General features: G+C 62.3%; 25 protein-coding genes. 5 read left to right on the forward strand and 20 right to left on the reverse strand.

The features are described 5' to 3' along the window. The first annotated feature begins 129 nt into the window (after positions 1-129). The gene (locus NCR40_RS07755; RefSeq protein ID WP_250509118.1) at positions 130-1080 is read left to right on the forward strand and encodes a patatin-like phospholipase family protein; all 951 of its coding nucleotides are present in this window, start codon (positions 130-132) and stop codon (positions 1078-1080) included. A gap of 246 nt (positions 1081-1326) precedes the next feature. On the opposite strand, the gene NCR40_RS07760 is transcribed toward NCR40_RS07755, so the two are convergent. From NCR40_RS07760 to NCR40_RS07825, 14 genes are all read right to left on the reverse strand, one after another. Next, positions 1327-2583: a c-type cytochrome gene (locus NCR40_RS07760; protein WP_250509119.1), complete on the reverse strand. Its 1257-nt coding sequence runs from the start codon at positions 2581-2583 to the stop codon at positions 1327-1329. Then, positions 2580-3200, reverse strand: coding sequence for a (2Fe-2S)-binding protein (locus NCR40_RS07765; RefSeq protein ID WP_502800976.1), 621 nt, complete (start codon positions 3198-3200; stop codon positions 2580-2582). Before NCR40_RS07765 ends, NCR40_RS07760 begins: the two co-directional genes overlap by 4 nt. Beyond that, the gene (locus tag NCR40_RS07770; RefSeq protein WP_250509121.1) at positions 3149-5980 is read right to left on the reverse strand and encodes a xanthine dehydrogenase family protein molybdopterin-binding subunit; all 2832 of its coding nucleotides are present in this window, start codon (positions 5978-5980) and stop codon (positions 3149-3151) included. Before NCR40_RS07770 ends, NCR40_RS07765 begins: the two co-directional genes overlap by 52 nt. A gap of 316 nt (positions 5981-6296) precedes the next feature. Continuing rightward, a complete protein-coding gene (iscX, locus tag NCR40_RS07775; RefSeq protein WP_244825420.1) occupies positions 6297-6494 on the reverse strand; it encodes a Fe-S cluster assembly protein IscX in 198 nt (65 codons plus the stop codon). A 13-nt stretch (positions 6495-6507) separates the two neighbouring features. After that, positions 6508-6849 carry an ISC system 2Fe-2S type ferredoxin gene (gene fdx, locus NCR40_RS07780; protein WP_244825421.1) on the reverse strand — a complete coding sequence of 114 codons (342 nt, stop codon included), beginning with the start codon at positions 6847-6849 and terminating at the stop codon, positions 6508-6510. A gap of 32 nt (positions 6850-6881) precedes the next feature. Then, positions 6882-8747 carry a Fe-S protein assembly chaperone HscA gene (hscA, locus tag NCR40_RS07785; RefSeq protein WP_250509122.1) on the reverse strand — a complete coding sequence of 622 codons (1866 nt, stop codon included), beginning with the start codon at positions 8745-8747 and terminating at the stop codon, positions 6882-6884. 45 nt (positions 8748-8792) lie between these two features. Next, entirely contained in the window at positions 8793-9323 is a 531-nt protein-coding gene (hscB, locus tag NCR40_RS07790; protein WP_250509123.1) for a Fe-S protein assembly co-chaperone HscB, read from the reverse strand. 114 nt (positions 9324-9437) lie between these two features. Beyond that, positions 9438-9761, reverse strand: a complete 324-nt coding sequence (gene iscA, locus NCR40_RS07795; RefSeq protein ID WP_244825424.1) for an iron-sulfur cluster assembly protein IscA — start codon at positions 9759-9761, stop codon at positions 9438-9440. 106 nt (positions 9762-9867) lie between these two features. Next, entirely contained in the window at positions 9868-10296 is a 429-nt protein-coding gene (iscU, locus tag NCR40_RS07800; RefSeq protein WP_244825425.1) for a Fe-S cluster assembly scaffold IscU, read from the reverse strand. A gap of 93 nt (positions 10297-10389) precedes the next feature. Then, on the reverse strand, positions 10390-11613 hold the full coding sequence (locus tag NCR40_RS07805; protein WP_244825426.1) for an IscS subfamily cysteine desulfurase: 1224 nt from the start codon (positions 11611-11613) through the stop codon (positions 10390-10392). A gap of 78 nt (positions 11614-11691) precedes the next feature. Further along, on the reverse strand, positions 11692-12219 hold the full coding sequence (gene iscR, locus NCR40_RS07810) for a Fe-S cluster assembly transcriptional regulator IscR (protein ID WP_244825427.1): 528 nt from the start codon (positions 12217-12219) through the stop codon (positions 11692-11694). Positions 12220-12358: 139 nt separating this feature from the next. Further along, positions 12359-12841, reverse strand: coding sequence for a low molecular weight protein-tyrosine-phosphatase (locus NCR40_RS07815; RefSeq protein WP_250509124.1), 483 nt, complete (start codon positions 12839-12841; stop codon positions 12359-12361). A gap of 125 nt (positions 12842-12966) precedes the next feature. After that, the gene (locus NCR40_RS07820; protein WP_250509125.1) at positions 12967-14172 is read right to left on the reverse strand and encodes a DUF3734 domain-containing protein; all 1206 of its coding nucleotides are present in this window, start codon (positions 14170-14172) and stop codon (positions 12967-12969) included. A gap of 37 nt (positions 14173-14209) precedes the next feature. Beyond that, positions 14210-15004, reverse strand: a complete 795-nt coding sequence (locus NCR40_RS07825) for a 3-hydroxybutyrate dehydrogenase (protein WP_250509126.1) — start codon at positions 15002-15004, stop codon at positions 14210-14212. 279 nt (positions 15005-15283) lie between these two features. Between NCR40_RS07825 and NCR40_RS07830 the strand changes: the two genes are divergently transcribed. Next, a complete protein-coding gene (locus NCR40_RS07830; RefSeq protein ID WP_250509127.1) occupies positions 15284-16129 on the forward strand; it encodes a 23S rRNA (adenine(2030)-N(6))-methyltransferase RlmJ in 846 nt (281 codons plus the stop codon). Positions 16130-16140: 11 nt separating this feature from the next. Here NCR40_RS07830 and NCR40_RS07835 read toward each other — a convergent pair whose 3' ends face one another. Then, complete coding sequence (locus NCR40_RS07835) at positions 16141-16512, reverse strand: hypothetical protein (protein WP_250509128.1); 372 nt, start codon at positions 16510-16512, stop codon at positions 16141-16143. Positions 16513-16612: 100 nt separating this feature from the next. Here NCR40_RS07835 and copM point away from each other — a divergent pair, with 100 nt between their 5' ends. Continuing rightward, the gene (gene copM, locus NCR40_RS07840; RefSeq protein ID WP_250509129.1) at positions 16613-17011 is read left to right on the forward strand and encodes a CopM family metallochaperone; all 399 of its coding nucleotides are present in this window, start codon (positions 16613-16615) and stop codon (positions 17009-17011) included. An 89-nt stretch (positions 17012-17100) separates the two neighbouring features. On the opposite strand, the gene NCR40_RS07845 is transcribed toward copM, so the two are convergent. Both NCR40_RS07845 and cueR read right to left on the reverse strand, forming a co-directional pair. Continuing rightward, on the reverse strand, positions 17101-17247 hold the full coding sequence (locus tag NCR40_RS07845) for a DUF3563 family protein (RefSeq protein ID WP_244825434.1): 147 nt from the start codon (positions 17245-17247) through the stop codon (positions 17101-17103). A 172-nt stretch (positions 17248-17419) separates the two neighbouring features. Beyond that, on the reverse strand, positions 17420-17857 hold the full coding sequence (gene cueR, locus NCR40_RS07850; RefSeq protein WP_250509130.1) for a Cu(I)-responsive transcriptional regulator: 438 nt from the start codon (positions 17855-17857) through the stop codon (positions 17420-17422). 101 nt (positions 17858-17958) lie between these two features. Between cueR and NCR40_RS07855 the strand changes: the two genes are divergently transcribed. Further along, the gene (locus tag NCR40_RS07855) at positions 17959-18165 is read left to right on the forward strand and encodes a heavy-metal-associated domain-containing protein (RefSeq protein WP_250465097.1); all 207 of its coding nucleotides are present in this window, start codon (positions 17959-17961) and stop codon (positions 18163-18165) included. Continuing rightward, positions 18162-19097 (forward strand): dTDP-4-dehydrorhamnose reductase family protein, encoded by a 936-nt coding sequence (locus NCR40_RS07860; RefSeq protein WP_250509131.1) that lies wholly within the window; start codon positions 18162-18164, stop codon positions 19095-19097. Before NCR40_RS07855 ends, NCR40_RS07860 begins: the two co-directional genes overlap by 4 nt. On the opposite strand, the gene NCR40_RS07865 is transcribed toward NCR40_RS07860, so the two are convergent. From NCR40_RS07865 to imuA, 3 genes are read right to left on the reverse strand one after another with little or no spacing between them, the layout of a single operon-like run. Continuing rightward, positions 19091-22564: an error-prone DNA polymerase gene (locus NCR40_RS07865; protein WP_250509132.1), complete on the reverse strand. Its 3474-nt coding sequence runs from the start codon at positions 22562-22564 to the stop codon at positions 19091-19093. The two genes, NCR40_RS07860 and NCR40_RS07865, sit on opposite strands and share 7 nt — an antisense overlap. Positions 22565-22571: 7 nt before the next feature. After that, positions 22572-24224 (reverse strand): Y-family DNA polymerase, encoded by a 1653-nt coding sequence (locus NCR40_RS07870; RefSeq protein ID WP_250492510.1) that lies wholly within the window; start codon positions 24222-24224, stop codon positions 22572-22574. Beyond that, the gene (imuA, locus tag NCR40_RS07875) at positions 24109-24972 is read right to left on the reverse strand and encodes a translesion DNA synthesis-associated protein ImuA (RefSeq protein ID WP_244825443.1); all 864 of its coding nucleotides are present in this window, start codon (positions 24970-24972) and stop codon (positions 24109-24111) included. Before imuA ends, NCR40_RS07870 begins: the two co-directional genes overlap by 116 nt. Between the last annotated feature and the right edge of the window lie 352 nt (positions 24973-25324).

The following is a 25324-nucleotide window of genomic DNA, read 5'->3' on the forward strand; positions in this document are numbered from 1 at the left end:
AGTGAACCGGAATTATACTCGCGGCCTGCTTTGTGCCGGTCCGTGCGCCTTTGTTTTATGATGTCCGCGCCTTTTTGCCGATACCGGCCAAGGCACGTTCAAAGCAGCAAGCCGCGCCCGGAGTTCAACTTGAAGCCATCGTCATCCCGTCTTTCGCTTTCGCGCCGCGCGTTTTCGCTCGCGGCGCTGTCATCCGTCGTGACCGCGTGCACGACCGCCACGGGCGGCAACGCCACGTCGACCACGACCACGAGCACGCCGCCGCCCAAAACGGATATCCAGCGGCAAGCGCCCGTTCGCATCGGGCTTGCGCTCGGTGGCGGCGCGGCGCGCGGCTTCGCGCATATCGGCGTGATCAAGGCGCTCGAAGCGCGCAACGTGCCGGTCGATCTCGTGGCGGGCACGAGCGCGGGCTCGGTCATCGCGGCACTGTATGCGTCGGGCATGAACGGCATCGCCATCAACAAGCTCGCGCTCACCATGGACGAAGCCTCGATCAGCGACTGGGCCATGCCTTTTCGCACGCGCGGCATCTTGCAAGGCGTGGCGCTGCAGAACTACCTCAACAAGACGCTCGACAATCGTCCGATCGAGAAGATGGCGAAGCCGCTTGGCATCGTCGCGACCGACCTTCGGAATGGTCAGCCGATCCTCTTTCAGCGCGGCAACACGGGCATCGCGGTACGCGCGTCCTGCAGCGTGCCGTCGATCTTCGAGCCGGTGAAGATCGGCGACCACGAATATGTCGATGGCGGGCTGGTGAGTCCCGTCCCCGCCGCATTCGCACACAAGATGGGCGCGGACTTCGTGATCGCCGTGGATATTTCGGCGCGTCCCGAAAGCGGCCTCACGCAAAGCTCGTTCGACGTGCTCATGCAGACCTTCACGATCATGGGACAGACCATCAAGGCTTATGAACTCGACAAGTACGCGGACGCGGTCATCCGGCCGAATCTCAATGCCATGGGCAGCAGCGACTTCAGCCAGCGCAACGCATCGATTTTGGCGGGCGAGGAAGCGGTCGCGAAGATGTGGCCAGCGTTGCAGCGGCAGCTCGTCGAACGCGGCGTGCGCGTTTGAGAAGTCTTCTGCCTGCGTAATGCAGCGCGGAGCATGAGCGCGCCGGCGCTCGGATACCACGGCGATTCCTGTGCTCGGGTGCGCGGCGAGCGTTTGAAATCCAACACGAAGAATCGATCGAGCGACGCACTGTCGCCCAACGACGTCACGGCGACTTGGGTGCTCGAATGCGCGGCAAACCCCAAGCAAAAGAGGCCACGCTCGCCGAGCCGTGGCCTCTTTCGTTCGCGCTGCGGAAAACCGCGACTACCTCAGCGACTTCACCTTGTCTGCCGTGATGTCGGCAGGCTGTCCGCCCCACGTTGCGCGAAGATAATTCGCCAGTTCGGCGATCTGCTCGTCGCTATACGTGCCCGCGAATCCAGGCATGTCCTGCATGGCCTCGCCGTGCGGGAACGGCTGCGCCTTTATGCCATCGAGCATCGATACGATCAGGTTGCGCGGATCGGCCAGACGCAAGGTCGAGTTGCCGTTCATCGCTACCGTGACGTGCGGCTTGCCCTCGCCCTCGTGCCCGTGACAACCCGCGCAAGAATCCAGATAGAGCGAGCGGCCCGCAGCGAGCCGCGTGGCGTCGCCCGACTGAATGGCGGCGAGCGGCGCGGCTGCCTGCGGCTTGTCGCCGAGCAGATACGTGGCGAGCGCGCGCAGATCGTTGGAATCCAGATGCTGCGTGCTCAGATAGATCACGGGATGCATCTCGCCATACGCCGAGCCTTGCCGCGCGACGCCCGTCGCGAAGAAAGTCTGCAGATCGGCGGCATTCCAGCCACGCGCGGCAAGCGCTTGCGGCGTGATGTCGGGCGCGCCGACACGGCCGAGGGCTTCGCCTTGCAGCGTCTTCGCATCCTGCAACTGGCCGAAGGCACCACGCGGCGTGTGGCACTCGGCGCAATGGCCGAGCGCGTTGGCCAGATAGCGCCCGCGCGTCCAGTCCGCCGATTGTCCCTGCGACGCATCCGGCAAGGTGTCGTTCAAGAACAGCATGTCCCAGAAACGCACGGCTAAGCGCACGTTGTAGGGAAACGAGAGGACCGGCTTGACACTCGGCACGGCTGCCGGCTTTTGCGCCATCAGATACGCGTAAAGGGCGTCACTGTCCTCGCGCGTGATCTGTCGATACGACGTATAAGGCATCGCCGGATACAGCTTGCCATTCGGCGACTTGCCTTCATGCAGCACGGCGTAGAAGTCGTCGGCGCTATAAGAGCCGATGCCGTACTTCGTATCGGGCGTGATGTTGGTGCCGTAGAACGTGCCGAACTGCGATTGCAGCTTCACGCCGCCCGCGAACGGCGCGCCGCCGTTCGCCGTGTGGCACGCGGCGCAATCCGCCGCATGCGCGAGATAGCGTCCACGCGCGATCTGCTCGGGCGAGCTCGTGCTGTGAACGGGCGCGTCCCGACGGTCGCCGCACGCGCTCAACGCGAACGCGGCAAGCGCGAGTGGAATCAGCCGCACGACGCAGCGCGACACGAAGCGAGTCACATTCAGTCTCGTCATGCTGCGTCCTTCACCAGGCCGGGCGTCGTGAGCACCAGTTCCTTCACGGCTTCGTAGTAGCGCACGTAACCTGTGCAACGGCAGATGTGGCTGTCGAGCGCCGACATGATGGTCGCTTCGATCTGATCCTTCGCGATGGGATTGCGCTTCAGGTTGTCGAGCAGGACCATCGTCGCGTTGACGAAACCCGGCGTGCAATAGCCGCACTGGAAGCTGAAATGTTCCAGGAACTTCTGCTGCACGGGCGCGAGTTCGACGACTTCGCCCTGCTCGTTGCGCTTCGCGTGTCCCTCGACGGTCCGCACGTTCTTGCCGTCGAAGAAATGCGCGCCGTTGATGCACGAACGCACTTCCTCGCGTGTGCCATCGGCCCGGTCGACGATCACGACGCACGCGTGGCAGATGCCCTGCCCGCAGCCGAGACGCGAGCCGGTCAGGCCGAGATACTCGTGCAGGAAATCGATCATCGGCAAGCCGGATGGCACCTGCATCGGGCCGACCTTATTGCCGTTGATCGTCATGGAGAGCGAGCGCGATTCGACGCCCGCGGCGGATGGGATGGCCGTCATGCGAGCACCTCCTGAATGTTTTGCGGGCTCACCGGCAGATCGGTGAATCGATGTCCGATCGCATGCGCGATCGCGTTGACGATGGCTCCGACCACCGGAATCATCACCACTTCGGCGATGCCTTTAGGCGGATCGGTTTCGGAAAGCGGCGGCAACACTTCGCTGGTTTGCTTCCAGACGGCGACATCGCTTGCGAGCGGCAAGTGATAGCGGTTGAAGTTCCACGTGCCGTTGCCGGGACCGTCTTCGTAAAGCGGCAGATACTCGTGCAGCGCGTGGCCGATGCCCATCGCGAGGCCGCCTTGCAACTGCCCGGAGACGAGTTGCGGCGCGATCTGATTGCCGCACTCCATGATCGAATGATGCGAGAGCAGATCGACCTTGCCGCTGGCCGAGTCGATAGCAAGTTCGACGAGCGTGCCGACCGCGCTGTAATACGTGACCGCGGCGTTGTTGCGCTGCACGGGCGGGATGAACACGCGTTTGCGATCGAGCACGGTATAGCCGTTGGCCGTGGCCTTGCCGCGTTGCTTGCCGTTGGCGGCATCGGCGCTGCCGAAGCGCACCGAGAGTCCGTCGAGCGGTACCTGATCGACGGTGCCCGCGATATCGAACTGCGCCTCGCTCCACTGCCAGCGATTGAAGGTATGCACCGCAGCGCCCGTGACGAGCCCGAGTTCATGCGCCTTCTTCGCGAGCACGTCGAAGGCAAGCGGCTCCATGCCGTCGGCCGCCAGCTTGCCGTCGACCCAGCGCGCATCTTCCACACGCACGACGTACGAGGTCGCCTGACCGCCGCCGATACCCTGCCCCCAGAGCGCGAGCGCGGCGGGCCAGATGCCGTGACGGAACACGACGCGCGCCGCTTCATGCGTGGCATGCGTGAAGTAGAAGGCGGAATTCGTCGCGCTGGCCGGCGACATGTACGCGGGCGACCAGCGCGGATTCGCGCTCAAGCGATCCTGCTCGGCTTGCGACATGATGTACGGATCGCCGCTCGTCACGACCGGCAGATCCGTCCAGTCGATGATCGCCATATGCACATCGACGGCGGGCTTGCCGAGCCACTTCGCGACCGCGAGGGCCTGCGAGGTCGACGTGCCGGTGCCGATCTCCGCGCCCGAGTGACTCAACGCGATGCGCCCGTCGGCCGTGAACTCCACTTTCGCGAAGGCGCTTTCCGCGCCCGTACCGAAGTCCTTCTGCGTACACGCGAAGCCGATGCCATAGCGCATTCCCGGATGCGCCGCCTCGAAATCGCTCTTGCGCCGCATGCGTTCGGCCCACAGCGGCAGTTCCTTCGCGCGACGCAGCACTTCCTCGGCGCGCAACGCGCCGGCGGGAATGGCGCCTTGCGTGTTCTTCATGCCGGTGCGGAACACGTTCTTCAGGCGGAAATCGATCGGGTCGATATCGAGCTTCTGCGCGATCTCGTCGATCATCATCTCGGTCGCGGCCATGCTTTGCAGCGTGCCGTAACCCCGCGCCGAACCGGCATCGACCGCGCGCGAGGCAATCGCGATCGCGGTCAGATCGCTCTGCGGAATGTAGTAGATCGACTGCGCCGCCGTCGCGCCGACCATCGCGACCGATGGCGAGAAGTTGCAGCGTCCGCCGCCGTTCGCTTCGAAGTCACCCTTGAAGGCTTGAATGAGGCCGGTGTTCTTGTCGATCGCCATGCGATAGCGCATGTCGAACGCGTGACGCTTGAGCGAGCTCTGGAACTGTTCGAAGCGGTCGAAAGCCAGGCGCACGGGACGGCCCTCGCCATACATGGCCGCGACGAGACCGTAGAACGGCACGTTGAAGTGATCCTTCGAACCGTAGCCCACCGTGTAGCACGGATGCAGGAACAGGTTCTTCACTGGAAAATGCGACTTGGCCGCCATCTCCACAGCGCTTTCCGCGACTTCGTGCGGACCTTGCGTCGGGACGACCATGTGCAGCGACTGAGTCGCCGCGTCGTACCAGCAATTCGCGTTGTCGGGCTCGAGCGCGGCCGTATCGACCGATTGCGTCTTGTATTCGCGATCCACGACGAGCCAGTCCGCCGGCGGATGATCGAGCTGGTCGGCAATACTTTGCGCGTGGAACATGCCCTGCTCCTCGAGCTTGCCGTGTTCATGAGCGTCGGCCCAGACGGGCGCGCGCTTCTTCATCATGTGCGGAAAGAGCGGCGTGTTCTTCAGGCTCGAAAACGTGTCTTCGTCGAAAGGCGTCTTGCCGCCGACGCGCACGAAGCGAAACGACGCCCACGGATCGCGCTCGAGCGGACCCGTCGTTGCGCCGTAACGGATCACGCCATCGCGGAACTGGAGCTTTTCCTTCGCGAAACGGAAGCGCGCGAAGTCGTGATAAATCAGCATCGCAACGGCCTGGCCGAGATACGCGGGCGTCTTCCCGGCCGGCAGGAACATGTCGTCGCCATAGAACGCGGGGAAGGCGAGCTTGTCGCGCGCGAGATCTTCCGCGGTGACTACGCGATCGGGCTTCAGCGCATCGCCGAGCACCGACAGATCGAAGCCTTCGTACAGACAGTCGGCCCGCGTCACGCGCAGGATCAGCGCGTGCGATTGTTGCTGCGGCCAATGCGGCATGTCGACCGCGCGGATGTCGCGCGCGAAGACCTTCGCGCCCGTTACCTTGGCCATGCCGTCGATACGAAACTTTGCGCTTCCGTTCGTGGCATCCCATTGAACGGGCGTGAGTATCTTCTCTTCGAACAACGCGGCGAACGCACGGCTGCCTAAGGGCGCGACGAATACCGAAACGCCCGCGAGTGCAGCCGCTTTCAGAAAACCACGACGCGACAGGTCGAGTTTCCCCATGTACTTCTCCTCAAGTGATCGCCACAGGCCGTCCAGCATGGAGACGGCCACACGCCGCCTTCACGCGGGCATGTAAAATTTGTTTGCAATACGAAACGTCGCTGGGCGATGAATCGAATCCGGCATTGACTGACAGAAGGCAGTGGGCGCGATTTTAAGTGCGGGAAAGACCGTCAACAACGCGCACAACGTCAAGTTCTGTCAAGATTAAAGCGGCAAGGGAATGAGGAAAATCAATATGGTGAAATGCCGCGCGCTCAAAATAAAACGGCGACCTCTTTCGAGAGTCGCCGTCTTTTAGACGATACCAACGCGATCAATAATCCGCGTCTTCGATCCACGCAGCCTGAATGGCTTCGAGAATCTTTTCATTGGAGCTCTGCGGATCGTCGTCGAAACCAACCAGCTCCGTCACCCAGCGATGCAAGTCCGTGAAACGCACATACTGGGGATCGATATCTTGATGCGCATCGGTCAAGGCCATTGCGATCTCTTGAGTATCTGTCCACTTCATGAGCGAGCCTCCGTCAGTGATTTTCTTTGGCGTGGTTAATGGTGTAGCGCGGGATCTCGACCACCAGATCCTCGTCGGCCGGCACCATTGCCTGACATGATAACCGCGATGTCGGTTCGAGGCCCCACGCCTTGTCGAGGAGATCGTCCTCGTCTTCCTCCGACGGTTCGAGCGCGTTGAAGCCCTCGCGGATGATGACGTGGCAGGTCGTGCACGCGCACGACTTCTCGCAGGCGTGCTCGATCTCGATACCGTGTTCCAGCAGATTGTCGCAGATGCTCTTGCCGATATCGGCGTCGATGACCGCGCCGTCCGGGCAAAGCTCCACGTGAGGAAGCACAACGATTTGAGGCATGGACTTAAGTTTTCCGTGAATTTCCGAATGGATCAGACATCGTCGAGCTTGCGGCCGGCGAGTGCGCGGCGAATGCTCTTGTTCATGCGGCGCGCGGCGAATTCGTCGGTTGCAACGGAAAGCGCCTTGGTCGCGTCTTCGATACGTTGCGCCGAATCGCCCTTCGCGATGGTCGCGAGTTCTTCCGCCAGCGTTTCGATCTGCGCGCGTTCGCTCTCGGCGAGCAACTCGGCGTCTGCCGCGAGCGCCGCGTGCGTGGCTTCGACCAGCCGTTCTGCATCGACCTGTGCCTCGCGCAGCGCGCGGGCCTGCATGTCGGTCTCGGCGGTCTTGAAACTTTCCTCGAGCATGCGCGCGACGTCGTCATCGGCGAGACCGTAGGACGGCTTCACCACCACCGACGCTTCCACGCCCGAAATCTGCTCGCGCGCGAAAACGGACAGCAAGCCGTCGGCATCGACCTGATACGTCACGCGAATGCGCGCGGCGCCCGCCGCCATCGGCGGAATGCCACGCAATTCGAAACGCGCGAGCGAGCGGCAGTCGGACACGAGTTCGCGTTCGCCCTGGACCACGTGGATCGCCATTGCCGTCTGGCCGTCCTTGAACGTGGTGAAGTCTTGCGCGCGCGCGGTCGGGATCGTCGAATTGCGCGGAATAATCTTTTCGGTGAGACCGCCCATGGTTTCGACGCCGAGCGACAGCGGAATCACGTCGAGCAAGAGCCAGTCGTCGCCTTCGCCGCGACGGTTGCCGGCGAGCAGATCGGCCTGAATCGCGGCGCCGAGCGCCACGACCTGATCCGGGTCGAGATTGACGAGCGGCGGCTGGCCGAAATACGTCTGCACCGCGCGGCGGATCACCGGCATGCGCGTCGCGCCGCCGACCAGCACCACGCCCTTGATCTCGGCGGGCGCGACCTTGGCATCGCGCAGCGCCTTTCTCGTGGGTCCGAGCGTGCGCGCGACGAGCGCTTCGGTGAGCGTGTCGAACTGCGCTTCGGTCACGGCGACATCGATCACGCGGCCGTCCGAAAGCGTCGCCTGGACGCGCGTTTCATCGGCCGACGAAAGCGCTTCCTTCGCGACTCGCACATGGTCCAGCAAGAGCCGCACGTCTTCGGGCGAAGTGACTTCGACGCCCGCCTGCGCAATCACATGCCGATACAGCACGTGGTCGAAATCGTCGCCGCCGAGCGCGGAATCGCCGCCGGCCGCGAGTACTTCGAAGACACCCTTGGTGAGCTTGAGAATGGACAGATCGAAGGTACCGCCGCCGAGATCGTAGACCGCGTACAGACCTTCCGATGCGTTGTCGAGACCGTAAGCGATGGCCGCCGCGGTCGGTTCGTTCAGCAGTCGCAGCACGTTGAGGCCGGCGAGCTTGGCGGCGTCCTTGGTGGCCTGGCGCTGGGCTTCATCGAAATAGGCGGGCACGGTAATGACCGCGCCGACCAGATCTTCGCCGAGCGAATCTTCCGCGCGATAACGCAGCGTGGCGAGAATCTCCGCCGACACCTCGACCGGGCTCTTCACGCCGTCGATCGTACGAATCTGCACCATGCCGGGCGCGTCGATGAAATCGTACGGCGCGTTCTCCGCGCCCTCCACCTCACTCTTGCCTCGACCCATGAAGCGCTTGACGGACACGATCGTATTGCGCGGATCGATGGCCGCTTCTTCCTTCGCGACGCGGCCGATGCGCCGTCCGCCCTTCTCCAGATAGCGCACCACCGACGGCAGCAGCACATGGCCGTCCTCGTCGGGAAGCGCTTCGGGCACGCTGTTGCGCACGGCCGCCACGAGCGAGTTCGTCGTGCCGAGATCGATGCCGACCGCCACGCGCCGCTGATGCGGTGCGGGCGCCATGCCGGGTTCTGAGATTTGCAGTAAAGCCATCGTTGATCTTATGGGGTTGTGTGCGGCGCCTGAGGCTCTTGTCCGTTAGGCGGTTTCGAGCCGCTCGATCTGCGTGCCGATTTCATGCGCCACGCGTTCGATGAACATCAGTTGCCGCACCGCCTCGCTTGCCGCCTGATCCGACTTGCTGTCGATCAGCGCTTCGAGCTTGGTGAAGCGCACGCGTTCTTCATCGCGCAATTCGTCGAGCAAGGATTCGAGCGCGCCGATATTCTTCGCGCCGGCCGCATCCTCGATATTCTCGCGCCATTCCATTTGCAGCATGAGGAACGCGGGTTCCATCGCCGTATTGTTTTCCGCGCCGACGTCGATACCGCGCAGCGACAGCATGTAGCGCGCGCGCTTCAACGGATCGCGCAGCGTTTGGTAAGCCTCGTTGGCGCGCGTCGCCCATTGCATCGCGATTCGGCGTTGCGCGTCGCCCGCCGAGGCGAAGCGGTCCGGATGCACTTGCGCCTGCACGGTGCGATACGCGTCGTCGAGCGCTTGGTGATCGACCGCGAAGACCGGCGGCAAGTCGAAGAGATCGAAGTGACTGTCGTTGAGCGATGCCATTGAGGATTACCGGTTACTCGGAAGATGTCTCGAAGGATGCAGCAAAGTCGAAGCGCGAATGAAAAAGGCGGCACGCGCCGCCTCTTTTGCCGATACCGCCGGCGTCATGCCCGGTTATACGCGGAACGACTCGCCGCAGCCGCACTCGTCCTTCGCGTTCGGGTTGTTGAAGCGAAAGCCTTCGTTCAGCCCTTCACGCGCGAAATCCAGTTCGGTGCCGTCGAGATAGGCGAGGCTTTTCGGATCGATCACGACCTTCACGCCCGCCGACTCGAACACCATGTCTTCCGGTGCGAGTTCATCGACATATTCGAGCTTGTACGCGAGACCCGAACAGCCCGTCGTACGCACGCCCAGGCGCAGGCCGACGCCCTTGCCGCGTCGCGCCAGATACTTATGCACGTGCTGTGCTGCCTTCTCCGTCAACGTGATTGCCATAGTCTTTGCGTCGCGCTCTTTACTTGCTGCGTTACTTCGAAATCCGAGACGCCGATCTTGCCGGCGCCATTCCAGGGTCGTTGCCTACGCCACCTTCATGCCGCATTCAGGCCGCGTGTTGCTTGGCTTCCGTCTGCTCGGCCTGGGGAGCCGCAACGCCGTGACGTTCCTTGTAGTCGGCGACCGCTGCCTTGATTGCGTCTTCGGCGAGAATCGAGCAGTGAATCTTCACGGGCGGCAGTGCGAGTTCCTCGGCGATCTGCGTGTTCTTGATCGTCAGCGCCTGATCCAGCGTCTTGCCCTTCACCCATTCGGTCACGAGCGAGCTCGACGCGATGGCCGAGCCGCAGCCGTACGTCTTGAACTTCGCGTCTTCGATCACGCCGTCCGCGCCCACGCGGATCTGCAGTTTCATCACGTCGCCGCAAGCCGGTGCACCGACCATGCCGGTGCCGACCGTGTCGTCGTCCTTCGAGAAGGAGCCGACGTTGCGCGGGTTTTCGTAGTGGTCCAGAACCTTGTCGCTATAAGCCATGATTCGAATTCTCCGGTGATCTATCTCCGCGAGAGGCGGAGCAACATTCTTTCGACCGGCACGCGGCCAGTCGCCAAACCATTCGTGATGCGCTCAGTGCGCCGCCCACTGGATGCTCGAGATATCGATGCCATCCTTGTGCATTTCCCACAGCGGCGACAGGTCGCGCAGCTTTGCAATCTTGTTCTTCAGCAGGTTGATGACGTAATCGACGTCCTGCTCGGTCGTAAAGCGGCCGACCGTGAAGCGGATCGAGCTATGCGCCAGCTCGTCGTTGCGGCCGAGCGCACGCAGCACATACGACGGTTCCAGCGACGCCGACGTGCACGCCGAACCCGACGACACCGCGACATCCTTGACCGCCATGATGAGCGATTCGCCTTCGACGAAATTGAAGCTGATGTTGAGGTTGTGCGGCACGCGGCGTTCCATGTCGCCGTTCACGTACACCTCTTCCATGTCTTGCAGGCCCTTGAGCAGACGGTCGCGCAGCATGCGGATACGCTCGTTCTCGGTGGCCATTTCCTCACGCGCGATACGGAAAGCCTCGCCCATGCCGACGATCTGATGCGTTGCGAGCGTGCCCGAACGCATGCCGCGCTCGTGACCGCCGCCGTGCATCTGCGCCTCGATACGTACGCGCGGCTTGCGACGCACGTACAGCGCGCCGATGCCCTTCGGCCCATACGTCTTGTGCGCCGAGAACGACATCAGATCGACCTTCAGCTTCTGCAGATCGATCGCGATCTTGCCGGTGGCTTGCGCTGCATCGACGTGAAAAATGATGCCCTTTTCACGCGTGATCTCGCCGATCGCCTCGATGTCCTGAATCACGCCGATCTCGTTGTTCACGCTCATCACCGATACGAGGATCGTGTCGGGACGAATGGCGGCCTTGAACTTGTCCAGGTCGATGAGACCGTCGTCCTTGACATCCAGATACGTGACTTCGAAGCCTTCGCGCTCGAGATCGCGCGTGGTGTCGAGCACGGCCTTGTGCTCGGTTTTCACCGTGATGATGTGCTTGCCCTTGCTCTTGTAGAAGTGCGCGGCGCCCTTGATCGCGAGGTTGTCCGACTCCGTCGCGCCCGACGTCCAGATGATTTCGCGCGGATCGGCATTGACGAGCGCCGCGACGTTTTCGCGCGCTTCCTCGACTGCCCGCTCCGCGTCCCAGCCGTACTGATGGCTGCGCGAAGCCGGATTGCCGAACTGCTCGCGAAGATACGGAATCATCTTGTCCACCACGCGCGGATCGACGGGGGTCGTCGCGCTGTAATCCATATAAATGGGCAGGTGCGGAATGTCGTTATTCATCTGTCGCTCCGGGAAAATCGTTCAATACACGTGGCCAGGATGCTCGCACTCGCGCTTCATGAGACGCGCCGCGCGGCTTCAACCAGCCAGGTTGAAAATGGAATTCGGCCCCTTGGGCACCACACGCGCGGCTTCGACGCCCGCCGGTTCGGCGCGGCGGTCGCGCAACACCGACGACGAACCTTCGCGAGCGCGCTGCTGATCGACCAGATCTTTCAGCGAGACGGAATCGAGATACTCGACCATCTTCTGATTGAGCGTCGCCCACAGTTCGTGCGTCATGCAGTGGCCGTCGTGCTGCTTGGTGCCTTCGCACGTGCCCTTGCCGCCGCATTGCGTGGCGTCGATCGGTTCATCGACCGCGATGATGATGTCGGCCACCGTGACGTTCTCGGCGCGGCGCGCGAGGTTGTACCCGCCGCCCGGCCCGCGTACGGACTCGACGATCTCGTGGCGACGCAGCTTGCCGAACAACTGTTCGAGATAGGAAAGCGAGATGCGCTGGCGCTGGCTGATGCCTGCCAACGTCACCGGGCCCTGCTCCTGGCGCAATGCCAGGTCGATCATCGCCGTGACGGCGAAACGGCCTTTCGTGGTGAGTCTCATAATTGGGGGCTACCGCTAATACTCGATGATTTCTGTCAAGTATAAATATCCCACAGTTTTAGTCAAGTATCCAGGACCAGATAAGTAGCTGTTTAATTCCATTTCTTGCCGCGCGCAAGGCCGCCGCGTCGTGCCCAATTCAACTGACGAGTTGTGTCCGCAAGGCCGCCAATAGCCCCTCACAGGCGTCTTCGCATTGATCGAGCACGCGCTCGAAACCGTCGTCACCGCCGAAATAGGGGTCGATGACCACGCGGCTGTCGTCACGCGTCGCGAACTCCATCAACAGGCGAATCTTGTCGCGATGCTCCGGCGGACAGACCGCCGTAAGCGCCGCGACGTTCTTGTCGTCCATCACGATCAACAGGTCGAAGCGAGCGAAGTCGTCAGCCGTGATCTGCCTGCCGCGCAACGGTGAGAGGTCGTAGCCGCGCTTCTTTGCGGCACGTTGAGCGCGCTCGTCGGGCGGATGTCCGATATGCCAGTCGCCCGTGCCCGCCGAGTCGATAATGATCCGTTCCGAAAGCTTCGCCTCCTCGACGAGATCGCGCATCACCGCTTCGGCGCTAGGCGACCGGCAGATGTTGCCGAGACAGACGAAGCAGACGGCGATGGAATTCATCTCAAGCTTGGAGGGACGGTTATCGGCTGCCACCATCGGCAACGCGTGTTCGATAGGCCCGAATTATACAAAGGGTCACAAAAACGCGCGCGCACGAGTCACTCAAGCAAATCCGCCGAGCACGATCAGCTCCCGTCGCGATGAATGTCATGCGTGATGAAGCCGGAGTCGCCGTTCGGCATCTTCAGCCAGTCGCGATGCGCGAGCGTGCGGCGAATGTCGTCGAGCCCGCTACTCCAGTGCTCGCGCATGGTCGAAAGGCCGAATTGATAGTCTTTGTAATGCCCTTCGTATTCCTTGTGGCGGTAAATCAGGTGGATCACGTTGTAGCGCTTCGAGCACGCGAGTTCGGCCGCGCGCCGGCACCATTCGTCGTTGTTGCGCAGTTCCTCGGGCACGAGATCCAGCACATGCTGCAATACGTTGCGATACCGCTGTGAGCGCTGCATCTGATCCGTCACGAGACGCGTGCGGCTGGAATATTGAACGTCTTTCACGCGACCCATGACGTCGACGATGCTGTCCGGCACCGGCCCGCGCGCGCTCCAGAGATCGACCTGAAATGCGAGTGTGTCGCGACGCGGCGTGGCCTGCGCAATCTCGTAGAGCGGCGTGTTGGACATGAGGCCGCCGTCCCAGTAGAACTGGCCGTCGACCTCGACTGCCGCAAAGCCCGGCGGCAGCGCGCCCGACGCGATGAAATGCTCGGCGCGCAGCTTGATCTTCGTATTGTCGAAGTAAGCGAAGTTACCGGTTGCCACGTTGACCGCACCGACCGACACGCGCTTTTCGCCCGAGTTGATGCGATCGAAGTCGCACAGGCCTTCCAGCGTGGCCCGAAGCGGCGTCGTGTCGTAATAACTTGCGGTCTGCGGCGAGCCGGCCGCGAGCGGCGAAGGGGGCGGAAAGCGCGGCACGAAAAAGCCCTTTTGCCCTTCCACGATCGCGCCGAACGCCTGCCACGCGGTGAACGCCTTGCGAATCTCGTCGGGCGATTCGAACAGCGCATGCTCAATGAACGCCGGCAATGGAAACCCAAATGCCGGCTGACAAATGGTTTCCCAGAACTGGAGCAGACGCGGCACGCGATCCTTAGGCGCATTGCCCGCGATGATCGCCGTATTCAGCGCGCCGATGGAGATGCCGGCGATCCAGTTCGGCTCGATGCCCGCTTCGTAGAGCCCCTGATAGACGCCCGCCTGATACGCGCCGAGCGCACCGCCGCCCTGCAGCATGAGCGCGATGGTCTCGTAAGGCGGCAAGTCGATGCGCTTGTCGCCTTCGCTTTGAGTCTCCGGTTGCAGCGCTTCGCTGTCGTCGATTTCCGCCATGCCGATGCCTCCGCTTTCTCGCGTGCGTGTCTTTCGCTTATTGCATGAACCAGCCGTGGCTCACCACGAACGATTGCCCCGTGAGCGCCGCTGTCTCGAACTCGGACAGGAACCGCACCATCTGCGCGACGTCTTCCACCGTGGTGAACACACCGTCGACCGTGCCGCCCAGCATCACGCGTTTCACGACTTCTTCCTCGCTGATGCCGAGTTCCTTCGCTTGTTCGGGAATCTGCTTGTCGACGAGCGGCGTGCGCACGAAGCCCGGACACACCACGTGCGAGCGCACGTTATGCTTTGCGCCTTCCTTTGCCAGGACGCGCGCAAGCCCGAGCAAACCATGCTTGGCGGTCACATAAGCGGACTTGAGCGGCGACGCTTCATGCGAATGCACCGAGCCCATGTAGATGACGACGCCGCCGCGATCGTCCTTGTACATGTGCTTCAACGCGGCTTTGGTCGTGAGGAAGGCGCCATCGACGTGAATGGCCATCATCTTCTTCCAGTCCGAGTAGGCGTAATTTTCGATGGGATTGACGATCTGAATGCCCGCGTTCGACACGAGGATATCCACCGATCCCAAATCCGCCGCGACCCGGTCGATACCCTGATTGACCGCGTTCTCGTCCGTCACGTCCATCGCGATGCCGATAGCCTTGCCACCCTTTTCGCGAATCTCGGCGGCGACGGTATCCGCGCCTGACTGATTTAGGTCCGCGATAGCGACTGCCGCGCCCGCCTGTGCAAGCGTGATTGCGATTGCGCGGCCAATGCCGCTCGCCGCGCCCGTGACGACCGCGGTTTTACCATCGAGCTTGCCGTTCTGTGACATGCGAACCTCCTCTCTGACAGTTGAATGACAACATGCGACGCCATTGGCCGCAATCTGGCCGTTCGGCATAGGACGAGTCACGCCGCGCATGAGAACACCTAGACCGTTCGGCCGACTAGTCATGGACGACCGGAAGCGGCTATTGTGCATGAACGGCGTGTCGCACTGCAGCGAATACGAAGCGACGCTCGGCTACAATGAGTGCCCTTCGCGCATGCCGGACGTGCCGCGCCGTTTGCCCTGAACTCGTTTTCTGTTGCCCTCCGCGGGCCTTTCGCCATGCTCAGTTACCGCCACGCCTTCCATGCGGGAAATCACGCCGACGTGCTGAAGCACGCGCTCGTCGTCCGGATGCTTCGCCATCTCGCCCAGAAAGACAAATCGTATTGGTATATCGACACGCATGCGGGCGCCGGCGTCTACTCGCTGACGGAGGGCTTCGCCGCGAAGAATGCCGAGTATGAAAACGGCATCGCGCGGCTGTGGGAACGCACGGATTTGCCGCCGCTCATCGCCGATTATGTCGATGAAGTCACGGCCCTGAACGCCGATGGTGAATTGCGCTTCTATCCTGGCTCGCCGTATCTCGCGTGGCGGCTCATGCGCGAACAGGACCGCATGCGTTTGTACGAGTTGCACAGCACGGAAATCGACGTGCTGCGTCATAACTTCCGCGATGCAGGCCGCCGCGCGATGATCTACGAAGGCGATGGCTTCGACGGCATCAAGGCCATTTTGCCGCCGCCGCCGCGCCGCGCGCTCGTGCTGATCGACCCGTCATACGAAGACAAGCGCGACTACGCGCGCACGCTTGCTTGTCTTGAGGAATCGCTCAAGCGGTTCGCGACGGGCACTTACGCGGTGTGGTATCCGATCGTCGCGCGACCGGAGTCGCAACGCTTCGCGGAGCAATTGAAGGCCATTCAACCCAATGCCTGGCTGCATGCGGCATTGACCGTGAGGCAGCCGCCCGAAGACGGCTTCGGGCTCTACGGCAGCGGCATGTTTATTTTGAATCCGCCCTATACGCTCGCCGCCGAACTCAAGCAAGTGCTGCCATATCTCGTCGATACGCTCGGCGAAGACAAGAACGCATCGTTCAAGCTGGAGCACCGCGCGGCCTGAACCTGCTCGACTCAGGGATAAGGCGTGCGGGAATTGCCGTGCCGCCTGCCGTTGGATTGCGCAGGCGCAGTCGCTTGCCCCGACGAATAGTCGATGTACGGAGAAACGACGATAGGCGGCTGGTCCTGCTGCGGCGGTCCGGGCAGCGTGGCCATGGGCACCATGCCGGGCCCGCCGAGCGGCCCCGTCTGAAGCACGGTCCCCGGCACGCCGCTGTGGATGCCCGTTTGCGTGTCCAGCACCAGCGGCTCGCCGCCCGGCGTGCCGAACGCCAGTGGCGCAATGACGCAAAAGCATGCGCCGAGTGCCGCGCGAACGCGTCGTGCCGTATTGCTTTGCGTGCTTCGGAAAGCCTTCGTCGCGTCGTGGATATGGCTGCGCATCGCTCGCTCTTTTATGTAGACGAAACCGCTTTACCTTACCCCGGTGGCAAGCTTTAGGCTAGGTGTTTTGCCTCACAACCGGCCCTTCTAAGGAGATACGATGCAATCGACCAGAACGCTGCTTGCCCTTCTCATCTCGCTTTGCAGCGCCACCGCCATGGCGCAGACGGCCGCGCTCGCTCACGACTCCATGCACGGCATGCATATGTCCGAAGCCACGCCGAACGCGGCGGGATCGTCATCGACAGCGGACTTTCAGGCCGCCGACAAGTCGATGATGTCGGGCATGTCCGACATACAGTACAGCGGCGACGCCGACCGCGATTTCGTCGCGCACATGATCCCGCATCACGAAGGCGCGGTGGAAATGGCGAAAGTCGAGCTGAAGTACGGCAAGGACGCGAAGCTGCGCAAGCTGGCGAAGGACATCGTTGCGGCACAGGAAAAGGAAATCCGCTTCATGAAGCAGTGGCTCGCGGCGCATCCGCAAACGAAGTAAGGGGAACAAGCATCGCGCCAAGAACGAAAAAGCCCCGCGTTGCGGGGCTTTTTGCATGGCCGTGGCGCCTTGTACGGTGCTACTGCGCCTTAAGCGTTGTAGCCGTTCGATTCGAGCGAGCGGATGCGCATTTCGAGCTGAACGATATCCGCTGATTGCGCCAGATACTCTTCACGGCGACGTTGTTCGGCGGTTTCAAACCAGATGCTGAGTTTTTCGAGCAGGACTGCAAACATGATCTTTCTCCAAGGATTTCAACGATCCCTGGCATTTCGGGTCAGGGATTACCCGTATAAGGGATAACCCGGATTATAGCGCTTGAATCTCAAAAAGTGTAGCGATATGCATGAACACTGTGCATTTCGTCACGCAGTGGTGCGTCTTTTTGTCTTACTCAACCGACTGATTTCAAGCAGTTTTTTCTGCAGTGTCCGCGAGCAAAAGCACATTTTTTGTGCATGACTCTGCAAGCTGATCCAAAATGGGGCAATCAGGACGCTCGTCGCCATGACAATGGTTTGCAAGATGAACGAGCGTATCGCGCATGCTTGTCAGTTCATCGATCCGGCGGTCCAGTTCGGCGACGTGCTCCGTTGCAATCGCCTTCACTTCGGCGCTTGCCCGAGAGCGGTCTTGCCATAGCGCCAGCAATTTGCGTATGTCTTCCACCAGGAAACCAAGCCGCCGCGCTTGCCGGACGAACCGCAATGCGTGAATCTCCTGCGCTCCATACACGCGATAACCCGACGACGTTCGTCCCACCGGATTGAGCAAGCCGACGCCCTCGTAGTAGCGGATCATCTTCGCCGTCACGCCCGAAGCCTTAGCCGCTTCACCTATGTTCATTTCTCGCTCCGCATAAAATCTTGAAATCGACTCTACACCTTCCCATCATGGCAAGGTATACGATGTTGTCATCGATCCAATTTTCAAGCGAGGAAACCGGAATGACCGAGTTCGAAGTTCAGGGCATGAGTTGCCAGCATTGCGTCGCCGCCGTGACGCGCTCGATTCATGAAATCGATCCGCAAGCGCAAGTGCGCGTCGATCTCGAACATGGCCGCGTGACAGTCGAGTCATCGCAGACGAATGAGGCGTTGATCGACGCAATCGACGACGCCGGCTACACCGTCAAAGGCGCCGCGTCCGCATGAGCGCCAGCGAACGCTTTACCGTTGCGCTCATCGGCGCGTCGGGTTTGCTGGGGCGCGCGGTCGGCGCCGAGCTGAAAAACGCGGTCGAGGCGCATGACTGGCGCGTCGTGCGCACGACGCATCGGCATGGCGATGCGGGCAGCGTGTCGCTCGATATTCGCGATCACGACGCCGTGCGCGCCTTTCTGCGGCGCGAGAAGCCGAATGCCGTCGTGGTCGCCGCGGCCGAGCGCCGTCCGGATGTGTGCGAGAACGATCCCGCTCTCGCCCGCGCGCTCAACGTCGATGCCTTGCAGACAATCGCGACCGAAGCCCGCGCGCTCGGCGCCTGGGTATTGTCGATCTCGACCGACTACGTGTTCGACGGCACCTCGCCGCCCTACTTTCCCGGCGACGCGCCCGCGCCGCTCAACGCCTACGGCCATAGCAAGCTGGATGGCGAGCGCGCGCTACTCGCGTGCGATCCGGCTTCATGCGTGCTGCGGCTGCCGTTGCTCTACGGTCCGGTTGTCGACTGGAGTGAATCGGCGGTGACGAGCCTCACGCCCGCCATCGTCCGATCGGCCGATGCCGCGAACGCGCCCGCGCCAATGAACGCCTGGGCGACCCGCTATCCGACCTACACGCCCGATGTCGCCGTGGTAATCCGCGGCATGCTCGAACAGCACGCGCAAGGCGAGACGATTTCGGGCATCGCGCAATGGTCCGGCGACGAGCCGATGACCAAGTTCGATATCGCCGAGCGCATCGCGCGAGTACTGCAACTCGACGCGAAGCTCGTCGCGCAAACCACGCCCACGGACGCGACACCGCGCCCGCGCGACTGTCATCTCGATTCGGGGCGGCTCGAAGCGCTCGGCATTGGACGGCGCACGCCTTTCGATACCGCGATCGCGCATCTGCTCGCTCGATATCCCGAGCACGCTCAGTGAAAGTCGCGGCTCGGCGCGGCGAGCCGGCCAAGCAGCGCGCTATGGTCTTCGAGCCGCTGCGCCACCAGATGCCGCACATCGCCTTCTTTTTGCCAGACGCCTTGCACGCCGAGCAGCGACGCGCCCAGCAACACCTTGCGCTGTTTCTCGACGAGCCCCGGCCAGACGATCACGTTGATCGAGCCGGTTTCGTCCTCGAGCGACAGGAAGATCGTGCCGTTCGCCGTGCCCGGCCGCTGCCGCACCGTGACGATGCCGCACGCCCGCACGAAGCGGCCGTTGCGAGTCTCGCCGAGTTCAGCGGCGCTTTTGAAACGCTGGCGCGCGAGCCGCTCGCGCAGCAAGGCGAGCGGATGACGATTGAGCGTGAGCCCGAGACTCGCGTAGTCGTCGACAATCTCGCGGCCTTCCGATGCTTCCGGCAACGCGAGCGGCGCTTCGGTCATCGGCGCATCGCGCAGCAATTCCGGCGCGCGCTGCTGCGCGGTCACCGCCCACCAAGCCTGACGCCGATGCCCCGCGATGCTTTGCAGCGCATTGCCCGCCGCGAGCGCTTCGAGTTCGCGACGCGACAGGGCCGCGCGACGCGTGAGATCGTCGACATCGACGAATGGTGCTTGAGCGCGCGCCGCCATGATCCGCTCGGCCGCCGCTTGTGAAAAACCCTTGATCAGTTGCAGCCCGATGCGCACGCCCGGACCGCCCGCGCCGTACGCCTGGGCATCGAGCCTGACGCGCTTTTTGAGCTTGCGCGCGCCGCGTCGCATGGTCTTGCGAAATACCTGATCCGGGCAAGGTGTGCCGTAGAACTGCTGACGCCGCCGCTGCTTTTCGGCATCCTGCAAGACGCGCACGCCATCGCCAGGCGGCATTTCCAGCACCGATTCCCAGTCGCTCAGCGACACATCCGGCGCGAACACCTGCACGCCATGACGCCGCGCGTCCTGCACGAGCTGCGATGGCGAATAAAAGCCGAGCGGCTGGCTATTCAGCAAGCCGGCCAGAAACGCCGCCGGTTCGTAGCGCTTGATCCACGCGCTGACATAGACGAGCAGCGCGAAACTCGCCGAATGACTCTCGGGAAAACCGTATTCGCCGAAACCCTCGATCTGCTTGCACACGCGCGCCGCGAACTCTTCCTCGTAGCCGCGCGCGAGCATCTTCGTCATCAGATCGGCCTGATACTTTTCCAGATGACCGCCGCGTCGCCATGCGGCCATTGCGCGGCGTAGCTGATCGGCCTGTTCCGCGCTATAGCCTGCGGCGACCATCGCGAGCTTCATCACCTGTTCCTGGAAAATCGGCACGCCGAGTGTACGTTCGAGCACCGGCCGCAGTTCTTCCTTCGGATACTCCGCTTCCTCGAGCCCTTGCTTGCGGCGCAGATATGGATGCACCATGCCGCCCTGAATTGGACCGGGCCGCACGATCGCCACTTCGATCACGAGGTCGTAGTACTTGTTGGGCCGAAGACGCGGCAGCATGCTCTGCTGCGCGCGCGATTCGATCTGGAACACGCCGACCGTGTCCGCGCGGCAGCACATCTCGTAGACGGCCTTGTCCTCGCGACGCACATGCGTCATGCCGAAATCCGGCACGCCACGCCGCAGCGCGATGAATTCGAGCGCGCGCCGGATCGCGGAGAGCATGCCGAGCGCGAGCACATCGACCTTCAGCAGCTTGAGCTGATCGATGTCGTCCTTGTCCCACTGAATCACGCAGCGATCCTTCATTGCGGCGTTTTCAATCGGCACGAGGCGCGACAAGCGTTCGCGCGCGATCACGAAACCGCCGACGTGCTGGGACAAGTGACGCGGAAAGCCGCGCAACTCGCGCGTAAGCCGGATCAGATGCTTCGTCACGTGCGAGTCTTCGTTGAAACCCGCTTCTTTCAGATAACCGGCCACCGCGGACGGACCATCCCACCACTGCTGCGACTTGCCGATCCGTTCGATGAGCGACGCATCCAGTCCCAGCGCCTTGCCGACATCCTTGAGCGCACTCCTCGTGTGATACGTGGTGAGCGACGCCGCGAGCGACGCGCGATGCCGCCCGTACTTCTGATAGATGTACTGGATGACCTCCTCGCGCCGCTGATGTTCGAAATCGACATCGATATCCGGCGGTTCGTTACGCGCGCGCGAAATAAAGCGCTCGACCAGCATGCTCATCTCGACCGGATTGATCTCCGTGATGTAAAGGCAATAACAGATGATCGAATTGGCCGCCGAGCCGCGCCCCTGACACAGGATCTTCCGGCTGCGCGCGAACGCGACGATGTCGTAGACCGTCAGAAAATACTTCTCGTACTTCAGGTCCGCGACGAGTTCCAACTCCTTTTCGATCTGCCCGATGGTCTCCACGCTCAATCCGTTCGGCCAGCGTTTGAGCGCGCCCGCGATCACGTTTTTGCGCAGATAACTGCCTGGCGTTTCGCCGGGCGGCACGAGTTCCTCGGGATATTCGTAGCGCAATTCATCGAGCTCGAAGGTGCAGCGCTTCGCGACCTTCAAGGTCTCGGCAATCGCTTCTTTCGGATACAACGCGCCGATGCGCAAGCGTGTACGCAGATGCCGCTCCGCGTTCGCTTCGAGCGCGTAACCGCATTCGGCCAGCGGACGATTGAGGCGGATTGCCGTCAACGTGTCCTGCAAGGGCTTGCGCGAACGCGCGTGCATCAGCGCGCCGCTTGCCGCAACGAGAGGCAAACCGCTCGCCTTCGAAATCACGCGGCACGAAGCGAGACGTTCATCGTCGCTGCCGTCCTGCCACAACTCCAGCGCAAGCCACGCGCGGCCAGCGGCGAAACTTCCGAGCCAATGAGCGCGATCGAGCGTATCGGCAAGCGTGGCCGAGCGTTGCGGAACCAGAATCAAGAGACAGTGCGGCAGATGCTTCAGATGCGCGATATCGCCGCGTAAATCGGTGGCATCGAACGAGTCGGACGGAGTGGCGGCGGGATTCGTGAAATCTTCCGGACCGATCCGATACGTTCCCTTCGGCGAACGCGAGCGCGCAAGCGAAATCAGCTCCGACAAATTGCCGTATCCCTCGCGATTGGTCGCCAGCGCAATGAGCGTGCAAAACGGCTCGCCGTTGGCATCGGTGAGATGCAATTCACTGCCGATTATCAGCTTCAACGTTGCCTGCTTGGGCGATGGCTCGCCGGCCTTTCGCGCCGCGTCGGCTGCGGCTTGCGCCCGCGTCTCGATCTCCTTGATCGCGCCGTACGCGCGCACGACGCCTGCAAGCGAACATTCGTCCGTGATTGCTAGCGCGGTATAGCCGTGTTCGAGCGCGGCGGCCGCCAGTTCCTGCGGATGCGAAGCGCCGCGCAGGAACGAGAAGTTGCTCAGGCAATGCAGTTCCGCGTAGCCGGGCAAGAACGCCGACGCGGACATCGCGCCGGAGAACTTGCCTTTGCCGTCGCCACCGCCCAGGCCGATGAGGTCGCTCAAATCTTCCATGGCGGCGTCATCCGAAAAAACCGTGGAGAAACCAGTCGCCCGTCAGACGCTCGCGATACACCCAGAACATGCGGCCGCGATCGTCGGAGGCGACGTAGTAATCGCGTTGAACGCCGTTGCCGTCCCACCAGCCCGCTTCGATACGCTCGGTCCGGCTGATGAGCTTCAACGCGCGACGATAGAACGGCCGCTCGTTGCGCAACATCAGCTTTTGCGGCGTTTCGAGAATCCACGATGGCCGCGGCTGCGAAGGCACGGCTTGGTCGGGAAGCTCGAACGATTCCGCGCTTTCTTCTTCCGTGTCGTCTGGCGTCGGCGCTTCGACGCCCTCTTTCGCGCGCGACTTTTTTCCGCGCTTGGGCTTGGCCTTACGTTCAGGCTGATACGTTTCGACCGTCACCGCCGCTTCCGGCCGATGATCCTCCCGCTCGCTCAATTGCACGACATTTTCCGCGCCGAGTCGCGCGCTCAGACGCTCCAGCAACTGCGCCATCGAGTCGGCATCGGAACCCGGCATGGGGAAAAGCGTATCGGCGGGCGGCTCGTGCTCGCTGACCTTGTCGGCCAAAAGCTTCATCTCGATCACCGGCGCGATCAAGGTTGCCTGATTCAGCTTTTCGCGCAGCAGCCAGAGAATGTGCTCGGCATCGCGCGTCGGCACAGCCCATGCAATCTTGAGCGTCGATGTCTTGGGTGCGTTGCGCGCCGCCAATTCATGTTCGAGCAAAAGCGAAAACTCGCTGACCGCCGAGTGATGCGCGTTCAGCCAACCGGCGAGTTGCAACACGAGCCGGCGTGCCGCAAACAACAGCGCATCGGCGTTTTCGACGCGCGCCTGCAACTCGAGTTTCGCCTCGAACGATGCCGGCGCGCAAAACGCTTCGCGTGGATCGGGCGCCTGCCCGTAAGCTTGCGCGAGCCATTGCAGAATGCCCTGCCCGAAACGCCGCGCCACGCCTTTGCGCGGCAAGCGACGCAAGTCGGCGAGCGTCACGCAACCAATCTGCTCGAACGCATTGCCATGCGATGCCGCCGACGGCACGAGAGACACTGGCAAGGCATCGAGCGCGCGCACGAGCGTTGCCTCTTTCACAATACGAACGCGTTTCGCCACTCGTCGCGTGCGCGCGTGCGCAAGGAGCCACGCGCCCCACGCGGTCGGCGCACAGCCCATCCGGGACGTGAAGCCACAATCTTTCACCGTGGAGCGCACCTTTGCAAAGAGGCTGCGCAAGCCGCCGAAAAGCCGCATGCTCGCGCCGACTTCCAGCAACACGGTATTCGCATGTGCAAGCACGACCTTCGGCGTGAACGCGAGCAAGGACAACGCCACTGCTTCGAGCGCGCGCTGCTCTTCGCTGATATCGACGGCAAGCAAAGTTAGCCGCGGCGCGAGCGCGAACGCATGCGAGCGCGTGCTGCCCGGGCGCACGCCGAGGCGGAACGCGACGAGATCGGGCAGCAGAATGCGCGCGTGATCCGCGAGCGCAAAACATGGCTGACCGGAATCGTCCGCGTTCGCAACCGAATTGCCGACGAGCGCTTCACCGGGCATCGAGCCCGTTCCAGGCGAGGTCGAATTCGTCGAGATCGACGGCATCGATGGCGGCCTGACTGCTTCGAGCGATAAAAGCGGCAATGTCACCGCTATCCACAACATGATTGACCTCTCGTGCTCTCCTGGCTTGATCCGCGCGACGAATGTGCTCAGGCAATGCCGGCATTTGCAGCGGCAAACGCAACTGCAGCGGTTTTTCCAGCAACGGACCACGCCGCTTGATGATGTCGATTTCGAGCATGACCACCTGCATCCATTCGCGACGATTCATTGTCTGCGCGTGCGCAGGCAGCACCGGTTTGCAGACGATGCGCAATGGTGCCGCGGAGGATTGCTTCGCGGCATCGAGCGGGCGGAACAGAAACACCAGCGACTGCGATTCCTGAGCGGCCACTTGCAAACGACGCAGCGCATCGGGCCGCGCCTTGGGCAGCCAGATCAGGACCGCGCCGCTGCCATCTTGTTTGAGCGATTGCTCGGCCGCCCATAGCACCTGATCCTCGGGCGCTTTGACCCAGACCAGCTTGCCCGGCGCGATGTTCATCGACCGGAACGCTGCTGGATTGGGCATCCAGGGAGGCGCCACGAAGATGACGGTGCGGCCTCTTTTCGTCACCAACTCACGAAGCGAACGCGCGAGCAGCCTGACCTCGCCGACCCCGCATTCTTCGATAAGCAATTCGGTGACGGCGCCGGCCATCCAGCCGGTATTTGGCAAGACCAGATCGAGCGCCCGATAGCCACTCGAAACGACACCCGCGTCCGACACGCCGACCTGCTCGCCTTGCCAAAGCTGCTGTTGCAGGCGCGATGTCAGCCCAATATCGAGCAGTGAAAGTGCTGCACCCATGAGTCTTCCCCGTCCACCCGAATGCAAGAGCCTGCTCATGCCCAGAGCATTCGGCAACCCTTTTGTACTGTATATTTATACAGTATTTCGAGGCGACGAGGTAAACGGTCGGTGTGAGTTTTAGACGGGCTTGAGACGGACGACTGGAGGGGATTTGAATGTTTCTGGATGGAGATTTGGTGCTTGCGTCCGTGATGTAAGCAAGACTCTTTCTCGCACGCCCAACGCCGCAGAAACGCAAAAACCCCACCTGTTTGGGGGTGGGGTTTTTGTTTCTGCATGAGGAGCCTGACGATTACCTACTTTCACACGGGAGATCCGCACTATCATCGGCGTGGAGTCGTTTCACGGT

It is taken from the genome of Caballeronia sp. GACF4 (assembly GCF_023631025.1).
GTDB lineage: Bacteria > Pseudomonadota > Gammaproteobacteria > Burkholderiales > Burkholderiaceae > Caballeronia.